Source organism: Proteus sp. TSJ240517 (genome assembly GCF_047921575.1).
GTDB lineage: Bacteria > Pseudomonadota > Gammaproteobacteria > Enterobacterales > Enterobacteriaceae > Proteus.
This window is the reverse complement of record NZ_JBLRMH010000004.1, coordinates 264,279-281,147: the sequence shown is the minus strand read 5'-3', so window position 1 is coordinate 281,147 and position 16,869 is coordinate 264,279. Positions and strand designations below refer to the sequence as shown.

At 38.1% G+C, this 16,869-nt stretch carries 15 protein-coding genes; 9 read left to right on the top strand and 6 right to left on the bottom strand.

What is annotated here, in order from left to right:
- Positions 1 to 192: 192 nt before the first annotated feature.
- Positions 193 to 4,083 carry a phosphoribosylformylglycinamidine synthase gene (gene purL, locus ACNARN_RS09310; RefSeq protein ID WP_416304393.1) on the bottom strand — a complete coding sequence of 1,297 codons (3,891 nt, stop codon included), beginning with the start codon at positions 4,081 to 4,083 and terminating at the stop codon, positions 193 to 195.
- A gap of 264 nt (positions 4,084 to 4,347) precedes the next feature.
- Between purL and mltF the strand changes: the two genes are divergently transcribed.
- The 6 genes from mltF to ACNARN_RS09280 all read left to right on the top strand — a co-directional run bounded on the left by mltF (position 4,348) and on the right by ACNARN_RS09280 (position 12,284).
- A complete protein-coding gene (gene mltF / locus ACNARN_RS09305; protein WP_109370972.1) occupies positions 4,348 to 5,820 on the top strand; it encodes a membrane-bound lytic murein transglycosylase MltF in 1,473 nt (490 codons plus the stop codon).
- An 811-nt stretch (positions 5,821 to 6,631) separates the two neighbouring features.
- A complete protein-coding gene (locus ACNARN_RS09300; protein ID WP_416304392.1) occupies positions 6,632 to 7,180 on the top strand; it encodes a fimbrial protein in 549 nt (182 codons plus the stop codon).
- Between the two features lie 178 nt (positions 7,181 to 7,358).
- Positions 7,359 to 9,845 (top strand): fimbria/pilus outer membrane usher protein, encoded by a 2,487-nt coding sequence (locus ACNARN_RS09295; protein WP_416304391.1) that lies wholly within the window; start codon positions 7,359 to 7,361, stop codon positions 9,843 to 9,845.
- A gap of 30 nt (positions 9,846 to 9,875) precedes the next feature.
- Positions 9,876 to 10,640 (top strand): molecular chaperone, encoded by a 765-nt coding sequence (locus tag ACNARN_RS09290; protein ID WP_416304390.1) that lies wholly within the window; start codon positions 9,876 to 9,878, stop codon positions 10,638 to 10,640.
- 25 nt (positions 10,641 to 10,665) lie between these two features.
- Positions 10,666 to 11,736, top strand: coding sequence for a fimbrial protein (locus ACNARN_RS09285; protein WP_416304389.1), 1,071 nt, complete (start codon positions 10,666 to 10,668; stop codon positions 11,734 to 11,736).
- Positions 11,736 to 12,284: a fimbrial protein gene (locus ACNARN_RS09280; RefSeq protein WP_109370977.1), complete on the top strand. Its 549-nt coding sequence runs from the start codon at positions 11,736 to 11,738 to the stop codon at positions 12,282 to 12,284. The genes ACNARN_RS09285 and ACNARN_RS09280 overlap by 1 nt, the downstream gene beginning before the upstream one ends.
- A gap of 7 nt (positions 12,285 to 12,291) precedes the next feature.
- Here ACNARN_RS09280 and tadA read toward each other — a convergent pair whose 3' ends face one another.
- Both tadA and ACNARN_RS09270 read right to left on the bottom strand, forming a co-directional pair.
- A complete protein-coding gene (tadA, locus tag ACNARN_RS09275) occupies positions 12,292 to 12,822 on the bottom strand; it encodes a tRNA adenosine(34) deaminase TadA (RefSeq protein ID WP_198625823.1) in 531 nt (176 codons plus the stop codon).
- Between the two features lie 107 nt (positions 12,823 to 12,929).
- Positions 12,930 to 13,565: a LysE family translocator gene (locus tag ACNARN_RS09270; RefSeq protein ID WP_198625824.1), complete on the bottom strand. Its 636-nt coding sequence runs from the start codon at positions 13,563 to 13,565 to the stop codon at positions 12,930 to 12,932.
- Positions 13,566 to 13,771: 206 nt separating this feature from the next.
- On the opposite strand from ACNARN_RS09270, the gene ACNARN_RS09265 reads away from it, so the two are divergent.
- The 3 genes from ACNARN_RS09265 to ACNARN_RS09255 all read left to right on the top strand — a co-directional run bounded on the left by ACNARN_RS09265 (position 13,772) and on the right by ACNARN_RS09255 (position 14,904).
- Complete coding sequence (locus tag ACNARN_RS09265) at positions 13,772 to 14,089, top strand: type II toxin-antitoxin system RelE/ParE family toxin (protein ID WP_115350077.1); 318 nt, start codon at positions 13,772 to 13,774, stop codon at positions 14,087 to 14,089.
- Between the two features lie 3 nt (positions 14,090 to 14,092).
- On the top strand, positions 14,093 to 14,401 hold the full coding sequence (locus ACNARN_RS09260; RefSeq protein WP_196569581.1) for an addiction module antidote protein: 309 nt from the start codon (positions 14,093 to 14,095) through the stop codon (positions 14,399 to 14,401).
- Positions 14,402 to 14,643: 242 nt separating this feature from the next.
- Positions 14,644 to 14,904 (top strand): YfhL family 4Fe-4S dicluster ferredoxin, encoded by a 261-nt coding sequence (locus tag ACNARN_RS09255; protein ID WP_416304388.1) that lies wholly within the window; start codon positions 14,644 to 14,646, stop codon positions 14,902 to 14,904.
- Positions 14,905 to 14,944: 40 nt separating this feature from the next.
- Here the strand turns inward: ACNARN_RS09255 and acpS are convergent, their stop codons facing one another.
- The 3 genes from acpS to recO form a co-directional block, all read right to left on the bottom strand.
- Positions 14,945 to 15,325, bottom strand: a complete 381-nt coding sequence (acpS, locus tag ACNARN_RS09250) for a holo-ACP synthase (protein ID WP_069367826.1) — start codon at positions 15,323 to 15,325, stop codon at positions 14,945 to 14,947.
- Positions 15,325 to 16,056, bottom strand: a complete 732-nt coding sequence (gene pdxJ, locus ACNARN_RS09245; protein ID WP_198632672.1) for a pyridoxine 5'-phosphate synthase — start codon at positions 16,054 to 16,056, stop codon at positions 15,325 to 15,327. The genes acpS and pdxJ overlap by 1 nt, the downstream gene beginning before the upstream one ends.
- Positions 16,057 to 16,125: 69 nt before the next feature.
- Positions 16,126 to 16,866 carry a DNA repair protein RecO gene (gene recO, locus ACNARN_RS09240; RefSeq protein WP_099073674.1) on the bottom strand — a complete coding sequence of 247 codons (741 nt, stop codon included), beginning with the start codon at positions 16,864 to 16,866 and terminating at the stop codon, positions 16,126 to 16,128.
- Positions 16,867 to 16,869 lie beyond the last annotated feature (3 nt).

The window sequence follows — 16,869 nt, the reverse complement described above, 5'->3', positions numbered from 1 at the left end:
CAGACAGAGTTACCCTAAATTTAATAATTACTTATATTTCAATAAATTAAATGTCGCCAAAAAGAGACAAGCAAACTAGTAAGTGTCGCCGTTTTTACACAACAAAAAATAATTCTTTTATTATCAATAAAATAAAGCCTCTAACAATGTAGAGGCTTTATGTATTTATCTCTAAGATAATATTACATTTGATTAATCAAATTGTTTTCTTGCATTGCGGAATAAACGCATCCAAGGGCTGTCTTCACCCCAATTATCTGGATGCCAAGAATTACTGACTGTTCTAAACACACGTTCTGGGTGAGGCATCATAATGGTTGAGCGACCATCTTTTGTAGTGACAGCCGTGATCCCTTTTACAGAGCCATTAGGATTTAATGGATATTGTTCTGTTGGATTACCGTAGTGATCCACAAAACGTAATCCCACTAAATTTTGTGCTTCTAGTTGTGCTAGTTGCTCAGTATTACGGAATTCAGCAAAACCCTCACCATGAGAAACTGCGATAGGCATTTGTGAACCCACCATACCTTGTAGTAATAATGATGGGCTTTCTGTCACTTTCACTAAACTAAAGCGCGCTTCAAAACGCTCAGAACGATTGCGAACAAAACGAGGCCACAAATCTGCACCTGGAATAAGTTCTGATAATGTCGACATCATTTGGCAACCATTACAGACCCCGAGAGATAAGGTATCTTGACGTTCAAAAAATTGAGCAAATTCATCGCGTAAGCGAGAATTAAATAAGATGGACTTCGCCCAGCCTTCCCCCGCACCTAATACGTCACCGTAAGAGAATCCACCACAAGCCACCAGCACATCAAAATCACTGAGTGAACGTCGTGATGAATGTAAGTCACTCATATGAACGTCGATAGCATCAAAACCAGCCCTGTCAAAAGCAGCCGCCATTTCAACATGAGAGTTAACACCTTGCTCTCTTAAAACTGCAATACGAGGGCGACTCCCTGTTGCAATATAAGGTGCAGCAATATCTTCATTTGGGTCAAAGGTTAACTTCACATTTAACCCAGGATCGTTGAGATCTTGTTTTGCTTGATGCTCTTCATCCGCACACTCTGGATTATCACGTAAGCGTTGCATTTGCCATGTTGTTTCTGCCCACCAAAGACGCAATGTGCTGCGTTTTTCGTTGTAAACTTCCGTTTCACGGCTTTGGATAATAATGGCATCATTTTCTGTTGCTTGACCTAAATAATGTAAACAATCCGATAAACCATATTCGGCAAATAATGCTTCGACAACTTCTTGATGTTCAGCACGAATTTGGATCACACCACCGAGCTCTTCATTAAAGAGTCCAGCTAAAATATCTTCATCATAAGCACTGATATCAACGTGTAAGCCACAATGGCCTGTAAATGCCATTTCTGCAAGAGTGACAAATAACCCACCATCAGAGCGATCGTGATAGGCCAACAATTTGCCTTCATTGACCAATTGTTGCATCACATTGAAGAACTGTTTCAACTGTTCAACATCTCGAAGATCAGCCGCTTTTTGACCTAATTGGCGATAAACTTGCGCTAGTGCCGTTGCACCTAATGCATTATGACCATTACCCAAATCAATTAAATACAAGCGGTTTCCAGCTTGTGTTGATAATTCAGGCGTCACTGTTTTACGCACATCTTCAACACGAGAGAATGCTGTAATAACTAAAGATAGTGGAGAAGTAACCTCTTTGGTTTTCCCATCTTTATCTTGCCAGCGCGTCTTCATTGACATCGAATCTTTGCCCACAGGAATAGTAATACCTAGCTTTGGACATAACTCTTCACCAATGGCTTTCACTGCGTCATATAAACCTGCATCTTCACCCGGATGACCTGCTGCTGACATCCAGTTAGCCGAAAGCTTAATGCGATTAAGTGCTTCTACATCACAACCCGCCATATTTGTTAGTGCTTCACCGACAGCCATACGTGCAGATGCAGCAAAATCTAACAGCGCGATAGGTGCTCGTTCACCAATAGACATCGCTTCGCCATAATAGCTATCTAATGTTGCTGTGGTAACGGCACAATTGGCAACAGGAATTTGCCAAGGCCCGACCATTTGATCACGCGCAACCATTCCCGTTACAGTACGGTCACCAATGGTAATTAAGAAGGTTTTTTCAGCAACGGCTGGTAAATGAAGAACACGATAGACGGCATCTTTTAAATCGATATCTTTACGGGAGAGATACTCACCTTCTGTTTTAAGTGATTTTACATCACGCAACATTTTAGGTGCTTTACCTAATAATATGTCTAATGGCATATCAATCGGCTTATTATCAAAGTGTGTATCATTGAGCACTAATTCACGCTCTTGCGTTGCTTCACCGATCACAGCATAAGGTGCTCTTTCACGCTGACATAACGCATCAAAAAGAGGCATTTTTTCAGGCGATACCGCCAATACATAACGTTCTTGAGATTCATTACACCAGATCTCAAGTGGGCTCATACCCGGTTCATCATTAAGAACATCACGTAATTCAAAACGACCACCACGACCGCCATCATTAACTAATTCAGGCATTGCATTAGAAAGACCACCAGCACCAACATCATGAATAAATAAGATCGGGTTATCGTCACCTAATTGCCAGCAACGGTCGATAACTTCTTGGCAACGGCGTTCCATTTCTGGGTTATCACGCTGTACAGAGGCGAAATCTAAATCAGCATCTGATTGACCTGATGTCATAGAAGAAGCGGCACCACCACCAAGACCGATGTTCATAGAGGGTCCACCAAGTACAATTAACTTAGCGCCAACAGTGATTTCGCCTTTTTGTACGTGATCTTCACGAATATTACCGATACCCCCAGCTAACATGATGGGTTTATGGTAACCGCGAATTTCAACACCATTGTGGCTATTTACTTGTTCTTCATAGGTTCTGAAATAACCTAATAATGCCGGACGACCGAATTCATTATTAAATGCCGCACCACCTAGTGGACCTTCAGTCATGATGTCTAATGCATTAACAATACGCTCTGGTTTGCCAAAATCTTCTTCCCAAGGCTGTTCAAATCCCGGAATACGTAAGTTAGAAACCGAAAATCCAACTAGACCAGCTTTAGGTTTTGCACCGCGCCCCGTTGCGCCTTCATCTCGAATTTCACCGCCTGAACCCGTTGCAGCCCCTGGCCAAGGTGAAATTGCTGTTGGGTGGTTATGTGTTTCTACTTTCATCAAGATATGTACGGGCTCTTGATGATAGTGATAATGCCCTTTTTCTGTATCAGGATAAAAACGCCCCGCCACAGAGCCTTCCATTACTGCCGCATTATCTTTATAAGCTGACATGACATAATCAGGCGTTTGCTCAAACGTATTTTTAATCATTTTAAATAATGATTTATCTTGAGCTTTACCATCAATTATCCAATCAGCATTAAATATTTTGTGGCGACAGTGTTCAGAGTTAGCTTGTGCAAACATATAAAGCTCAACATCTGTTGGATTACGCTGTAAGCGGTTAAAAGCATCGACTAAGTAATCAACTTCATCGTCTGCCAGCGCTAATCCCATTTCGATATTCGCTTTTACTAGTGCATCTTTGCCTTTTGCAAGCACATCAATCGTTTTTAGTGGTGCTGGCGTTTGCTCGGCAAAAAGTGCATTTACATCTTGATAATTTAAGAAGATGGTTTCCATCATTCGATCATGAATAAAACCATAAAGCTGTTGCCACTGATTGTCTGTCATCGTACCGCACTCAATAAAGTAGGCGATACCACGTTCAATTCGGACAACCTTGGCTAAACCACAGTTATGTGCAATATCTGTCGCTTTAGAAGACCAAGGTGAAATTGTTCCCGGGCGAGGTGTAACAACTCGCATTTCCCCAACAGGCTCATGTTCTGTTAATGAAGGTCCATAATGCAGTAGTTGACGTAATTTAGTTTGATCATCTTCAGATAACTGCCCTTCCACTTTCGCGAAATGGACAAATTCCGCGTATATACCTTGTACAGGAAGATCATTTTCCTGACATAGAGTGAGTAATTTATTAATACGAAACGCGGATAAAGCGGGGGAGCCACGCAGGATTTCCATAGTATTGAGTTCTCTCTTTTAGCAGCTAACCTGACCAATCATTCAGGGGAAACGCGCCTAGTATAATAGAATAACCGCCCAGACGAAACCGTTTGCGTGAACAAAATAACGGCATTTAACTTAGAGTGTTTTAATGATTAATTGGTGTAATCAAGTTGCGTCTTGCCAAGATGTTAAGCAAAATGCTCGATTACTGGAAATTTATCCATGTTAAAATGACGATTTTACACACAACAATAAACAACGTTAACGAGAACCAACCTATTGAATAATATAAGGATAAACTATTTCGTTATCGTTATCATAGCGCTCTTTTCAGCGGCTATTATCGCGTTGAATATTACATGGCCAGATAGGCAAAAAGCGCAGATAAATAAGATTTTATCTCGTGGTGAGTTAAGAATTAGTACGATACCTTCACCATTGATAACGATGAACGATAAAAAGGACCCCGTAGGTTTCGATTATGAATTAGTGAAACGCTTTGCAGATTACCTAGGCGTGAAACTTGTCGTTAATATGCGGACAAATATCAACCAAATGTTTGATGATCTGGAGAATAATAAAGCTGACTTTATCGCCGCCGGATTACTTTATAATAAAGAGAGATTAGATACGACACGCAGTGGCCCTGCTTATTTTTCAGTTTCTCAACAGCTGATTTACCGTAAAGGGACATTAAGACCACGTAGTTTTGATTCGTTAGATGGGCGGCTTGTTGTCACTGCTGGCTCAGCTCATGCAAGTTTATTGCGAACATTAAAAGAGACGCAATACCCCGAGCTTGAATGGGAAGAATCAGATAATCAGACGACCTCGCAACTGCTAGAAGCATTATCAGAAGGTAAAATAACCTATGTTTTAGCAGATTCCATCAGTGTTGCAGTACAACAACGCATTCATCCTAATGTTGCCGTAGGGTTTGAAGTCACTGAAAGCCGTCCACTAACGTGGTATTTGCCAGATGGTGAAGATAATAGCTTATATGCAGCGATGCTCGATTACTTTAATCAATTATCTCAAGAAGATGTGTTAGCAAGACTTGAAGAAAAATATTTTGGCCATGTAGGTACATTTGATTACTTCGATACTATCTCTTTTATTACGGCGATAGATTCTATTTTGCCAAACTATCAACCTCTTTTTGAAAAGTATGCAGATACTTTCGATTGGCGGTTATTGGCAGCTATGGCATGGCAAGAATCACATTGGGACCCTCATGCTACATCACCAACTGGAGTTAGAGGATTGATGATGTTAACTCGCCCTACTGCATCAAGTATGGGCGTTACTGACAGGCTTGATCCCGAAGAGAGTGTTCGAGGAGGAGCACAATATCTTAAGCATCTCCTTTCGCGCTTACCGGATTCTATTCCAGAAGATGAAAAAATTTGGTTTGCATTGGCAGCATATAATATGGGATTTGGTCATATGCTTGATGCCAGAAGGCTTACGGAGCAACAAAATGCCGATCCTGATAGTTGGCTAGATGTAAAATCAAGATTACCTCTACTTAGCCAAAAGAAATATTATGCAGACCTCCCTTATGGCTATGCCAGAGGCCATGAGGCTTATCGCTACGTTGAAAACATTCGACGATATCAACTTAGCCTTGTCGGTTACCTTCAAGCCAAAGAGAGCAAAAATAAAATATTATCTAAAGATAAAGAGAATGATAACGATGAAGAGCAAGAAAGCTCATCATTATCATTGACTCAAGATATGGCTTATCAATAATTTTTGTACTTAAAAACAGCCTATTAAACAACATAGCCTCTTTTATAGAGGCTTATTTATTTCATTTCTACTATTCAAAAATCACTCCAACCAATTAAAGCAATCCCTAAATTAATATTTTCTTAATATTAAAAATTGTTACATTTTGTCATGCCATTTTTTACCCAAAATAGGGAAAATTCATGTGTTAAAAAATGTAACACTCATTAGCCAAAACACTCACCCAATGAGTAAACTGTGTTTAAAATGATCCAATTAGTCATTTTAAGACTATCAGAATAGGTGAAACATAAGAAAAAATTAACTTAAATACGTAGGAATTATCTCATGTGTTATTATTCATTTTATGATTGTTATTTTTGGAGAAACTTTTTTCACGATAAAAATTAACCTAAAGGTGTCATTATTAACATCTAACTTATTGAATTATATATATTGCGATAATCTATAATTGATTTTATTAATTTTTCTAACCTAATGTTAATAACATTACTTTTTGTAAAGTTAAAATAATGTTAATTGCATTGTCTATTAAATTTATCTGCCTGATAAACTTTTTCACCCATAAATTGAGTAATAAAAAGAATAAACCTACATAAAACTCTATTAATATGGAATAGGCAAGATTAAATATGAAAATTGAGTAAATCAACAAAATGTTATATCAAATAGAATGCCTTTGTTGATATCATATAAACCAGTCATTATTCGAAACAACTCGAAATATAATGCAAATCAATTTTTATATTCCGACACTAATATTATTTTTCTATAAATAATAATACGCACGATCTTCAAGGGATTATCTATAATGAAACTGAGTAAAATTGCTTTAGCTGCTGCTTTAGTATTTGGTATTAATTCTATTGCAACTGCTGAAACTTCTGCACCAAAAGTTGGCGCAACTAAAGGCGAAATTCAATTAAAAGGTGAAATTGTTAATTCAGCTTGTGGATTAGCAGCTTCTTCAAGTCCTGTTATTGTTGATTTCAGTGAAATCCCAACTTCTGCATTAGCAAATATGCAGAAAGCAGGTAACGTTAAAAAAGATATCGAATTACAAGACTGTGATACTACCGTAGCAAAAACAGCTACTGTTAGCTATACACCAAGTGTTGTTAATGCAACAAATAAAGACTTAGCATCTTTCGTATCTGGCTCAGCTTCTGGTGCAGGTATCGGCTTAATGGATGCTGGCAGCAAATCAGTAAAATGGAACACAGCAACAACACCAGTACAATTAGTTAATGGTGTTTCTAAGATCCCATTCGTTGCTTACGTTCAAGCTGAATCAGCAGACGCAACTGTAACTCCTGGTGAATTCCAAGCCGTAATCAACTTCCAAGTTGATTATCAGTAATCGTTTTATTTATTTAAATTAATTAAATAATAAATTAATTACTGCATTAACGCAGGGGACTTCCTCTGCGTTAAATTTGATAAAACACTTCAATTTAATAAGAATAAAATAAAAAGTAATAAAATAAATATTCATTATTTAATTACTTTTTATTTTATTAATAATTAGGCGTTTATTCATGTTAATTTCTTTTTTTCACAGCACAATATGGAAAAACATTTGTGCCATTTTGCTATTGTGCTTAGCGTTTTTCGCTCAAGCCGAGCCTGATGATTTTGTGGAATTTAACATTCATATGCTAGATGCCGAAGACAGAGATAATGTCGATTTATCTCGTTTTGCAACCTCTAACTACATTATTCCGGGTATGTACTACTTAGATATCCGTATAAATGGTCGTGACTTCCCTCGCCAAAACATTAATTATGTTGAAGTGAAACCCAATTACTCCATCGCTTGTATTGACCCTACTCTTCTAAAAAAGTTAACAGTTAACGAAGAAAATCAAAAATTTATCGAAGAAATCTCACCAGATTGTTTCAATATCAGTCAATTACCAGGTATCTCTATCAAAAATGATGGCGGTATTCTCGATATTGTTATGCCTCGCTCACTAATGAAATATGAAGATGCGGATTGGACACCACCTGAATTGTGGGACCCAGGTGTATCTGGGTTATTAGTTGACTATACCTTAACAGGTACATCAACTCGCCCAAATCAAGGCAATAATAACAACTCATTAACAGGATATGGGCAAGCTGGAATTAACCTTGGTGAATGGCGACTACGTGCTGAATATCAAGGAAACTATTCATCTGAATATTCATCAAATAATAGCTTTGATTGGAATCAGATATACGCCTATAAACCATTACCTAGCCTAGCTGCAAAATTAACGCTTGGTGAAACTTATTTAAACTCTCAAGTTTTTGATAGTTTTCGTTTTACAGGTGCCAATATACAAAGTGATGAAAGAATGTTACCCCCTTCTTTGCAAGGTTATGCACCTGAAATTCATGGCATCGCAAACACTAATGCCAAAGTGACTGTAACGCAAAACGGTCGCTTAGTTTATGAAACTACGGTACCTGCGGGCCCTTTTGCTATTAAACATTTACAAGATACAGTACAAGGCCAATTAAATGTCAGAGTCGAAGAGCAAAACGGTAAAGTAAGCGAATTCCAAGTACAAACAGCCAATCTACCTTATATGACTCGCCCAGGTTCAGTGCGTTATAACACATCAATGGGTCAGTCGTCGCTCAACAACCATAAAATGCAAGGCCCTGTTTTTTATCAAGGCGATTTTTCATGGGGTATGAACAACACATGGTCGCTGTATGGTGGGGTTTTGTTGACGGCTAAAGATTACAATGCGTGGTCATTAGGTTTAGGTCACGATATAGGGCGTTTAGGTACGCTTTCAGGTGATATTACTCAGTCTTATAGCAAAACCTATGATAATGAAAATATCAATGGGATGTCATTCAAACTGAACTACGCTAAAACCTTTGATGAGTACCATAGTACGATTACTTTTGCGGGTTATCGCTTTTCAGAGAAAACATTCCGATCTTTCTCTCAATATATGGATGAGCGTTACAACGATATTAATAACAATGGTTATGAAAAAGAGATGTATACCATTACAGGTAACAAAACTTTTTGGGCTGATGATATTGAAAAATCGACAACACTTTATCTCTCTTATCGACACCAAAACTATTGGGATAAAAAGACACAAGAACAGTATGGTGTTACGGTAAGCCGTAATTTTTCTATTATGGGTATAGAGCAGATTAATACTAACTTATCTGCCTTCCGTACTCAGCATAAAGGTAATACTGATGACAGTATTTCTTTTAATATTTCAGTTCCATTAGGAAGTGGTAAAAGCATTGGTTATAGCTTGCAAGACAGTAACGGAAAAGTGAACCAAATGGCCTCTTATTCTGATAATAGCAATTATAATAATCTATGGCGTGTCCGTGCAGGTTTAAGCTCAGACAATAAAGCCAATACTGATGGTTATTATCAACACCGTTCGCAATATGCAGAAATTAACGCCAATGCGAGCTATCAACAAGATAATTATGTTGCACTAGGTGCAACAGTTAAAGGCGGATTTACTGCAACACGCCACGGCGCTGCATTACATAGCAGTAGCATGACATCAAGTACTGCTCGCATGATGGTTGATACTGATGGTGTTGCAGGCGTACCATTTAATAATCAAAGCACAACGACAAACCTATTCGGTATTGGGGTATTAACTGACTTAACTAGTTATAACAATGTTGATGCTCGTATTGATGTTGATAAAATGGATTCAGATATTGAAACACACAAAGCCATTACTTCTGCCACATTAACTGAAGGCGCAATTGGCTACTATAAATTCCCTGTTCGCCAAGGTGAGCGCCTAATGGCCATCTTACAAACAGTCGATCAAAAACACCCACCATTTGGTGCCGAAATCACCAATAAAAACGGTGAAAATATGGGAATGGTGATGGAAGATGGTTTAGTTTATATCGCCGGTGTTAACCTTAATGAATCATTAAACGTGATCTGGGGGGGTAAAACCCAGTGTACGATTACAATCCCAGCTGCAATTAACGATCCACTAAAACATGAATTGTTATTATGTCAGGGATTTTAATGAATAAAATGAATTACTAGAGATAATTGTATGAACTCATTCAACACACTTAAAACGCTTTTTTGTGGCTCATTAATTGCACTTAGCATTGTGGGTACGACTCAAGCCGGCGTGTCATTAGATAGAACTCGCATTGTACTAATGGGCAACGAAAACTCAGCTAGCGTAAACCTAAAAAATACTAGCCCTGATATTCCTTTCTTAGCACAATCATGGGTTGAAAATGAACACGGACAAAAAATCGCTTCTCCTTTAGTCGCATTGCCACCTTTACAGCGTCTTGATGGTGATCAAAAAGGCGTGGTTAGAATTACCAAAACAGCAGAAATTGGTCTTTTGCCACAAGATAGAGAATCACTGTTTTATTTAAATGTGCGTGAAATTCCACCAGCACCAAAACAAGCTAACGTGTTGCAAATGGCAATGCAGTCTCGCATTAAATTATTCTACCGCCCAACAGCCATTATTCCTGAAAAGCCAGGCATGGTTTGGCAAGATCAATTAGTGTTTAAAAAACAAGGCAATCAATTTATTGCAGAAAATCCGACACCTTATTACATCACAATTATCGGGCTTTCTAATAAGTTGAATGGTGAGGATAGCGATAAGTTAACTACCTTCCCTGGTTTAATGGTTGCGCCTAAAGCATCACTGGAAATTCCAGTTAAAACCAGTAACGTCAATCAATTTTACATGATGTATGTAAATGATTACGGCGGACATCCAGAATTAAAATTTGTTTGCCAACAAAATAGCTGTAAAGCAGCACCTAAAGAACAACAACCCAAATATTAATTAACTTGACGCCGGTAGGAATAAAATGAAATTAACAACAGCAAATTTTTATTTCAATACGCTAAAATTACTTTTTACTGGCGCAATGTTATGTACTCCAGTTGTGGCATCTGCTTATATTCATGGTGAAGTTCGCACTGTTGGAGGCCCTAATATTTTTAGAGTTGCATTAAATAACGCAACATTTCCTAATAACCGACCTGGCGAAACGGCTACAGTAAACTTTTCTTTGCCTGACAGATATTTAGCAACGGTTTATTGTCCTAAAGATCCTTTAGTTCCGAATTCTCGCACTTATTATATGGCAAATTCTGACCTACGCTATTTAGGCAATAATTACTATGAACTGAATGAATATGTCGATGTTCAGATCAAGTTTTCTATTTGGGGTCCTGAATCACTTCCTACTGTTCCTTTTATTGAAAAACCGAACAATCGAAATGGGCAACAAGGCTGCAGTGTCCCTGAATCACCAAAACCCAACATGTCATCAGGAAGTAGTGGTGTATTAGTCTTTCGCTTGAAAAAACCGATTATTAATGGGGTTTCATTAACAGGACAAGCTGTAGCTCAAATGTATGCACGTGTAGGTAATGGCTTATATCAAGAATATGGCCCTGAGCCAATTTCAAAATTAGTGATTAGTTCAGGAATATTAACCACGGAAGATAGATGTACATTTAATAATGGCTCTCCAATTACCTTTGATTTTGGCAATGTCGGTAATACCTCTGACTATTTAAATAGTCAAAACTACAAGATCACGCGCAATATTCCCATCAAGTGTGAAGGTGGTAGTTTTACTAACCCTAACAGTAGAATTATGTTCAAAATTCAAACTGGGAGCTCAGGTATCGCTAGTTTTAACCCTAATTATCTTGGCACAACAGGACCTGTAGATAGAACTAATTTAGGTATTGTTTTAAGAGACAAATCAGGAGCGATTGTGCCACCTAATCAATATTTTTCTGTCGGGAAACTGAATAATTTTAAAGGAAACTGGGAAGTCACAGCAGCTCCTATCGCAAAAACAGGTAGCAAAATTACAGAAGGTGAATTTTCAGCACATGCCACATTAGTTGCGGAGTTTATGTAATGGAAAACCCAATAACAAAATCTGCTATTTCTCTTTTATTATTACTTTCACCTTCCGCTTTTGCTGTGACCGAGCTTATTGGTGGTGATATGGAATTTAAAGGTGTTGTGGTTGCACATGGTTGTACTATTGTTGCTGGTGATGAAAATAAAGTAATTGATTTCAAACAGATATCAGCAAAAGATCTCTATACTTTTCAAAAAAGTGAACCTGTTGCTTTTAGTATTAGTTTAGAAAATTGCAGTCAGGATATTTATAAAAGCGTCACGATTACATTAGATGGGAAAGAGCATCCTACAATGCCCGATCACCTTGCTGTTGTTGGCACAGGATCTGAAGATCCTAAAAGTATCGGGATTGTATTTACAGATGTTCAACGCAATGTTATTCAATTAAAAAAGCCGAGCTCAACTCGACTTCTTAATAATAAACGTATTCAGTTTAATTTTATGACATATGTTGAGGCATCACCCTCTGCACTGAAAAATCAAACATTGCTCACTGGCCCATTCCAAGCACAAGCAACGTATACCCTTAATTATCAGTAAAAAGGTATTATTCTTTTATGGCTGGTTCAGTATTCATTATAACTGGACTGGTTTTTTGCTTTTTAAGTTGTTTCTTTTCAGCCCTTCTCATTTTAAAAAATTGGCTTAAAAGCTGTGAACACTCTTCACCTAATACACCTGATGTTATCTCAACTTTATGGTTCATTCCAGGGTGCTGTAAAATATCAATAAATGAACCAGCTGCGCCTGTTTTTAAATCTGAGGCGCCATAAACTACGCGTTTTACCCGACTATGCACAATCGCTCCTGCACACATCACACAAGGTTCTAGGGTAATATAAAGAGTTGCATCGAGTAGACGATAATTTTGTAAATGCTTTCCCCCTTTGCGTAATGCCATAATTTCTGCATGTGCAGTGGGGTCGTTATCGATAATTGAATGATTCCATCCTTTAGCAATGATTTTATTATCAACGACTAATACTGCGCCCACTGGTATTTCACCGATTTCTTGTGCTTTTTGCGCTTGCTCAATCGCTTTATGCATCCAATAAATATCATCTTTAACTTTATTCACAAGGATATCTCTTCATGATCATATAGCGGGATATTGTACCCTGTTTTCTATTGATAACTAAAGAGATTGTCTTGAATTGTTTATGACAAAGATAGCAAGATGAAACTTTAGTTTACGCGCGCTTCTGTGGCTAATTTGATAGCTAAAGCCCCTAAGATTGTTGCCATAAACCAACGTTGAATGAGAGCCCAACGAGGCCTTTGCATAAAGAACCCTGCAATAGAGCCAGCGGCAACAACAATCAATGCATTTACTGCGATGCTAATAATAATTTGAATACTCCCTAACACTAATGATTGATTTAAAACGCTGCCATTTTGAATGCTAATAAATTGAGGCAACAGTGATAAATACATCAATGCAATCTTAGGATTCAATAGATTGGTAACAAACCCCATAACAAAGAGCTTTGTTGTATTACCTGAAAGCAATTTTTTGGGATGAAAGATAGAACGCCCACCAGGTTTAATAGATTGCCAAGCTATATAAAAAAGGTAAATCGCACCACAAATCTTCAACGCATCATAAGCATAAGGTACAGCCATAAAAATGGCCGTAATACCAAATGCCGCTAATAACATATAAAAAATATAGCCGACAGCCACACCGATTAGTGAAATAAATCCGGCTTTTTTCCCTTGAGAGATTGAACGTGAAATCAGGTAAATCATATTAGGACCTGGAGTTAATACTAATCCCAAAGATAAAAGCGCAAACGTCCACATATTAAACAGTGTTGGCATAGAATACCCCTTATGTTATTGCATTATTTAACATCAATAACAGAGTATTAGGTGTGCGGAATACCACAAAACATACTCTTTATAATTAATATTTACTCGCTTCTACCTAGGATTTTTGATTTTTATATATATTACTGATAAATTATCGTAGCTTATAAGCTACAAATATAGTTGTTGATTCGTAGCTTTTAAGCTACATTTTGCCAATGAAAACGATCAAACATTACTTAACAATAGATGGCAAAGACTTATATGCTGACTATTTCAAAAAAATACGCGATCCTGTTGCTAAAGCAAAAATTGCATCAAGAGTAAATAGAATGGCAAGTGAGCATTTTGGCGATCATAAACCTTGCCGTGATAGTGTTTGGGAATTACGAATTGATCAAGGAGCTGGATATCGGGTTTACTATAGTTTAATCGATGGCGAAATTATATTGCTACTTCTAGCTGGAGATAAGCGAACTCAGGATACTGATATTAATAAAGCTATCCTATGTCTAAAAGATTATTTGAAGAGGTAGATTATGCCAAATTCTCGTTTGCATGATGATGCAATGGTCGAAATTTTACGTGAAGACCCCGATTTTGCTAAAGCTTATTTACATCAAGCCTTCCTTGATATAGATGAAGATGGTGGGCAAGAAGCTTTTCTTATGGCATTACGCCATGTCGTAGAAGCCCGTGGAGGCATGGCAACCATTGCAAAAAAAGCAGGTGTTTCACGTGAAACACTTTACCGAACACTATCACCAACAGGTAACCCTACATTAAAAACACTACGCCATGTCATTAATGCTACTGGTTTTCATTTCTCCTCATTGGCAAGCGCTTAATATTTTATTTATATAATCTGATAAGCCATTTGAGTGATGTTACTTTAGGAAATGTCATATAAATGGTAATCTTACCCTCCCTTGCTTATCTCTCATCAAGCAAGAAGATTTGGGCGATATCCCCATTTGAATGATAAAACGCTATTTTATCGGATATAGCTACATAAAACTGATAGATGGTAACATATAAGTGCAAGATATAAGTTACTGAAATTTAATAATTTATATATTAAGTGACTGATATGGCTTTACTAATTACGAAGAAATGCATCAACTGTGATATGTGTGAACCCGAATGTCCTAATGATGCTATTTCAATGGGGGATGATATTTATGAAATTAATCCTGATCTTTGCACTGAATGCGTAGGACATTACGATAAACCGACTTGCCAATCGGTTTGTCCGATTACTAACACAATCATCACTGATCCTACTCATACTGAATCTCAAGATGAATTATGGGAAAAATTTGTGTTGATCCACCATGCAGATAAGCTCTAAACCTTAGTCAATGATTTTGTGGGTGATAAATCTAAGAGAGCTATTTTTCTAAAATAACTGTCGCACAGGCATAACGCTGTTCATCAGCAAGTGTTACGTGAATAGAGTTTATCCCCGCTTTCTCTGCCATCTCTTTTGCAACCGCTAAAAAATGCAGTGTAGGTTTGCCTAACTCATCATTACGCACTTCAAAATGATTAAAAGCCAATCCTAAACGGATCCCTGTTCCTAATGCTTTTGCCGCCGCCTCTTTTACTGCAAACCGTTTAGCTAAAAAGCGTATTGGCTGTTTATGGGATTGATAGATTTCCCATTCGGTATCAGTAAGAATGCGACGAGCAAGGCGTTCACCAGAACGCCCTATAATATCTTCGATACGCGATATCTCGACGATATCCATACCTAAGCCAACAATAGCCATTAGTGACGCGCTTCTCGCATTAAGCGTTTCATTTCTTCAACCGCTGGTGCTAATCCACTAAATACGGCTCTACCAATAATTGCATGACCAATATTCAGTTCATAAAGTTCAGGTAATGCGGCAATACGTTGTACGTTGTGGTAATGCAAACCATGTCCCGCATTCACTTTTAAGCCTTTAGATGCGGCGTAAGTCACTGCATCACGAATACGGACAAACTCTTTTTCTTGAGCCATTTCATCTTCAGCGTCAGCATAAGCACCAGTGTGGATCTCAATAAAAGGTGCACCAACACGATCGGCTGCGTTAATTTGCTCATGGTCAGGGTCAATAAACAGAGAAACTTTGATACCCGCTAGAGATAAGCGTTTAATTGCATCAGCAACTTTTGCTTCATTGCCAACAACGTCTAAACCACCTTCCGTTGTCACTTCTTGGCGTTTTTCAGGTACTAAGCAGCAAAAATCAGGCTGAGTTTGACAAGCTATCTCAATCATCTCTTCAGTAACTGCCATTTCCAGATTTAATCTTGTCTGAACCGTTTGGCTTATCAACATTAAATCGCGATCAGTGATATGACGCCTATCTTCACGTAAATGGATAGTAATACCATCAGCACCAGCTTGTTCTGCAATAAAAGCCGCTTGAACAGGATCGGGATACGTTGTGCCTCGGGCATTACGAAGGGTGGCGATATGGTCAATATTAACGCCAAGTAGAATATCAGACATGCTCTTCTCCTGAAAAATAACGTTGCATTACCTTAGTTTACACATTCCATAGAGAAGAAAAAGACAATATTACTGTTCTGCCATCAATGCTCTTTTCTTTGGGGATTTTTTAATAGCAAATTGTCTAAAAAGTTCTCTACTTTTTAATGGTTTTCCGCCTAAATAGGGCTTCAATGCCATTCGAGTAAACCTTTTCGCCGCTTTTAATGTTTCAACAGTAGGAAATTCGCGACTGGCTAAGGATTTTAATTCAAATCCCGTAAAACTATTATGATCAACCACTAAACTCGCAATAAAACCTTTTTCTTCCCGATAACGATAGGTCATCGAATCTGAAACAGGCTCTCCACTTCCGGCACAATGCAGAAAATCTAATCCATAGCCAAGTTGTGTTAATAACGCAAGTTCAAAGCGTCTTAGTGCCGCTTCGGGTGTGGTATCGCTAGCAGCAAGAATTTGCAAACAGGAGAGGTATTCAAAAAAAAGTACACTATAAGACGTACCATTTTCTAAAACGCGAGACAATAACTCATTAAGATACAAGCCACTGTATAGTACAGAGCCTGTCAGTGGTAATGCTAAAGAGATAGGTTCAGCATCACGAAGTGTTTTAACTTCTCCTCGCCCACTCCAACGAATGAGCAAAGGAGTAAAAGGTTGAAGTGCCCCTTTTAAGGGTGAACGACGGCCTCGCGCACCTTTTGACAATATGCGTACTCGCCCTTCATTTTCAGTGAAAAAATCGAGTAATAAACTCGTTTCACTGTAAGGTCGAGCATGGATAACGAATGCACGTTGCCAGCCATCCACTTC

Bases quoted from the DNA above. Each gene is read 5' to 3' on its own strand.
- purL (WP_416304393.1), bottom strand. From the start codon at position 4,083: ATGGAAATCCTGCGTGGCTCCCCCGCTTTATCCGCGTTTCGTATTAAT.
- ACNARN_RS09300 (WP_416304392.1), top strand. From the start codon at position 6,632: ATGAAACTGAGTAAAATTGCTTTAGCTGCTGCTTTAGTATTTGGTATT.
- ACNARN_RS09295 (WP_416304391.1), top strand. From the start codon at position 7,359: ATGTTAATTTCTTTTTTTCACAGCACAATATGGAAAAACATTTGTGCC.
- ACNARN_RS09290 (WP_416304390.1), top strand. From the start codon at position 9,876: ATGAACTCATTCAACACACTTAAAACGCTTTTTTGTGGCTCATTAATT.
- ACNARN_RS09285 (WP_416304389.1), top strand. From the start codon at position 10,666: ATGAAATTAACAACAGCAAATTTTTATTTCAATACGCTAAAATTACTT.
- ACNARN_RS09280 (WP_109370977.1), top strand. From the start codon at position 11,736: ATGGAAAACCCAATAACAAAATCTGCTATTTCTCTTTTATTATTACTT.
- ACNARN_RS09270 (WP_198625824.1), bottom strand. From the start codon at position 13,565: ATGCCAACACTGTTTAATATGTGGACGTTTGCGCTTTTATCTTTGGGA.
- ACNARN_RS09265 (WP_115350077.1), top strand. From the start codon at position 13,772: ATGAAAACGATCAAACATTACTTAACAATAGATGGCAAAGACTTATAT.
- ACNARN_RS09260 (WP_196569581.1), top strand. From the start codon at position 14,093: ATGCCAAATTCTCGTTTGCATGATGATGCAATGGTCGAAATTTTACGT.
- ACNARN_RS09255 (WP_416304388.1), top strand. From the start codon at position 14,644: ATGGCTTTACTAATTACGAAGAAATGCATCAACTGTGATATGTGTGAA.
- acpS (WP_069367826.1), bottom strand. From the start codon at position 15,325: ATGGCTATTGTTGGCTTAGGTATGGATATCGTCGAGATATCGCGTATC.
- pdxJ (WP_198632672.1), bottom strand. From the start codon at position 16,056: ATGTCTGATATTCTACTTGGCGTTAATATTGACCATATCGCCACCCTT.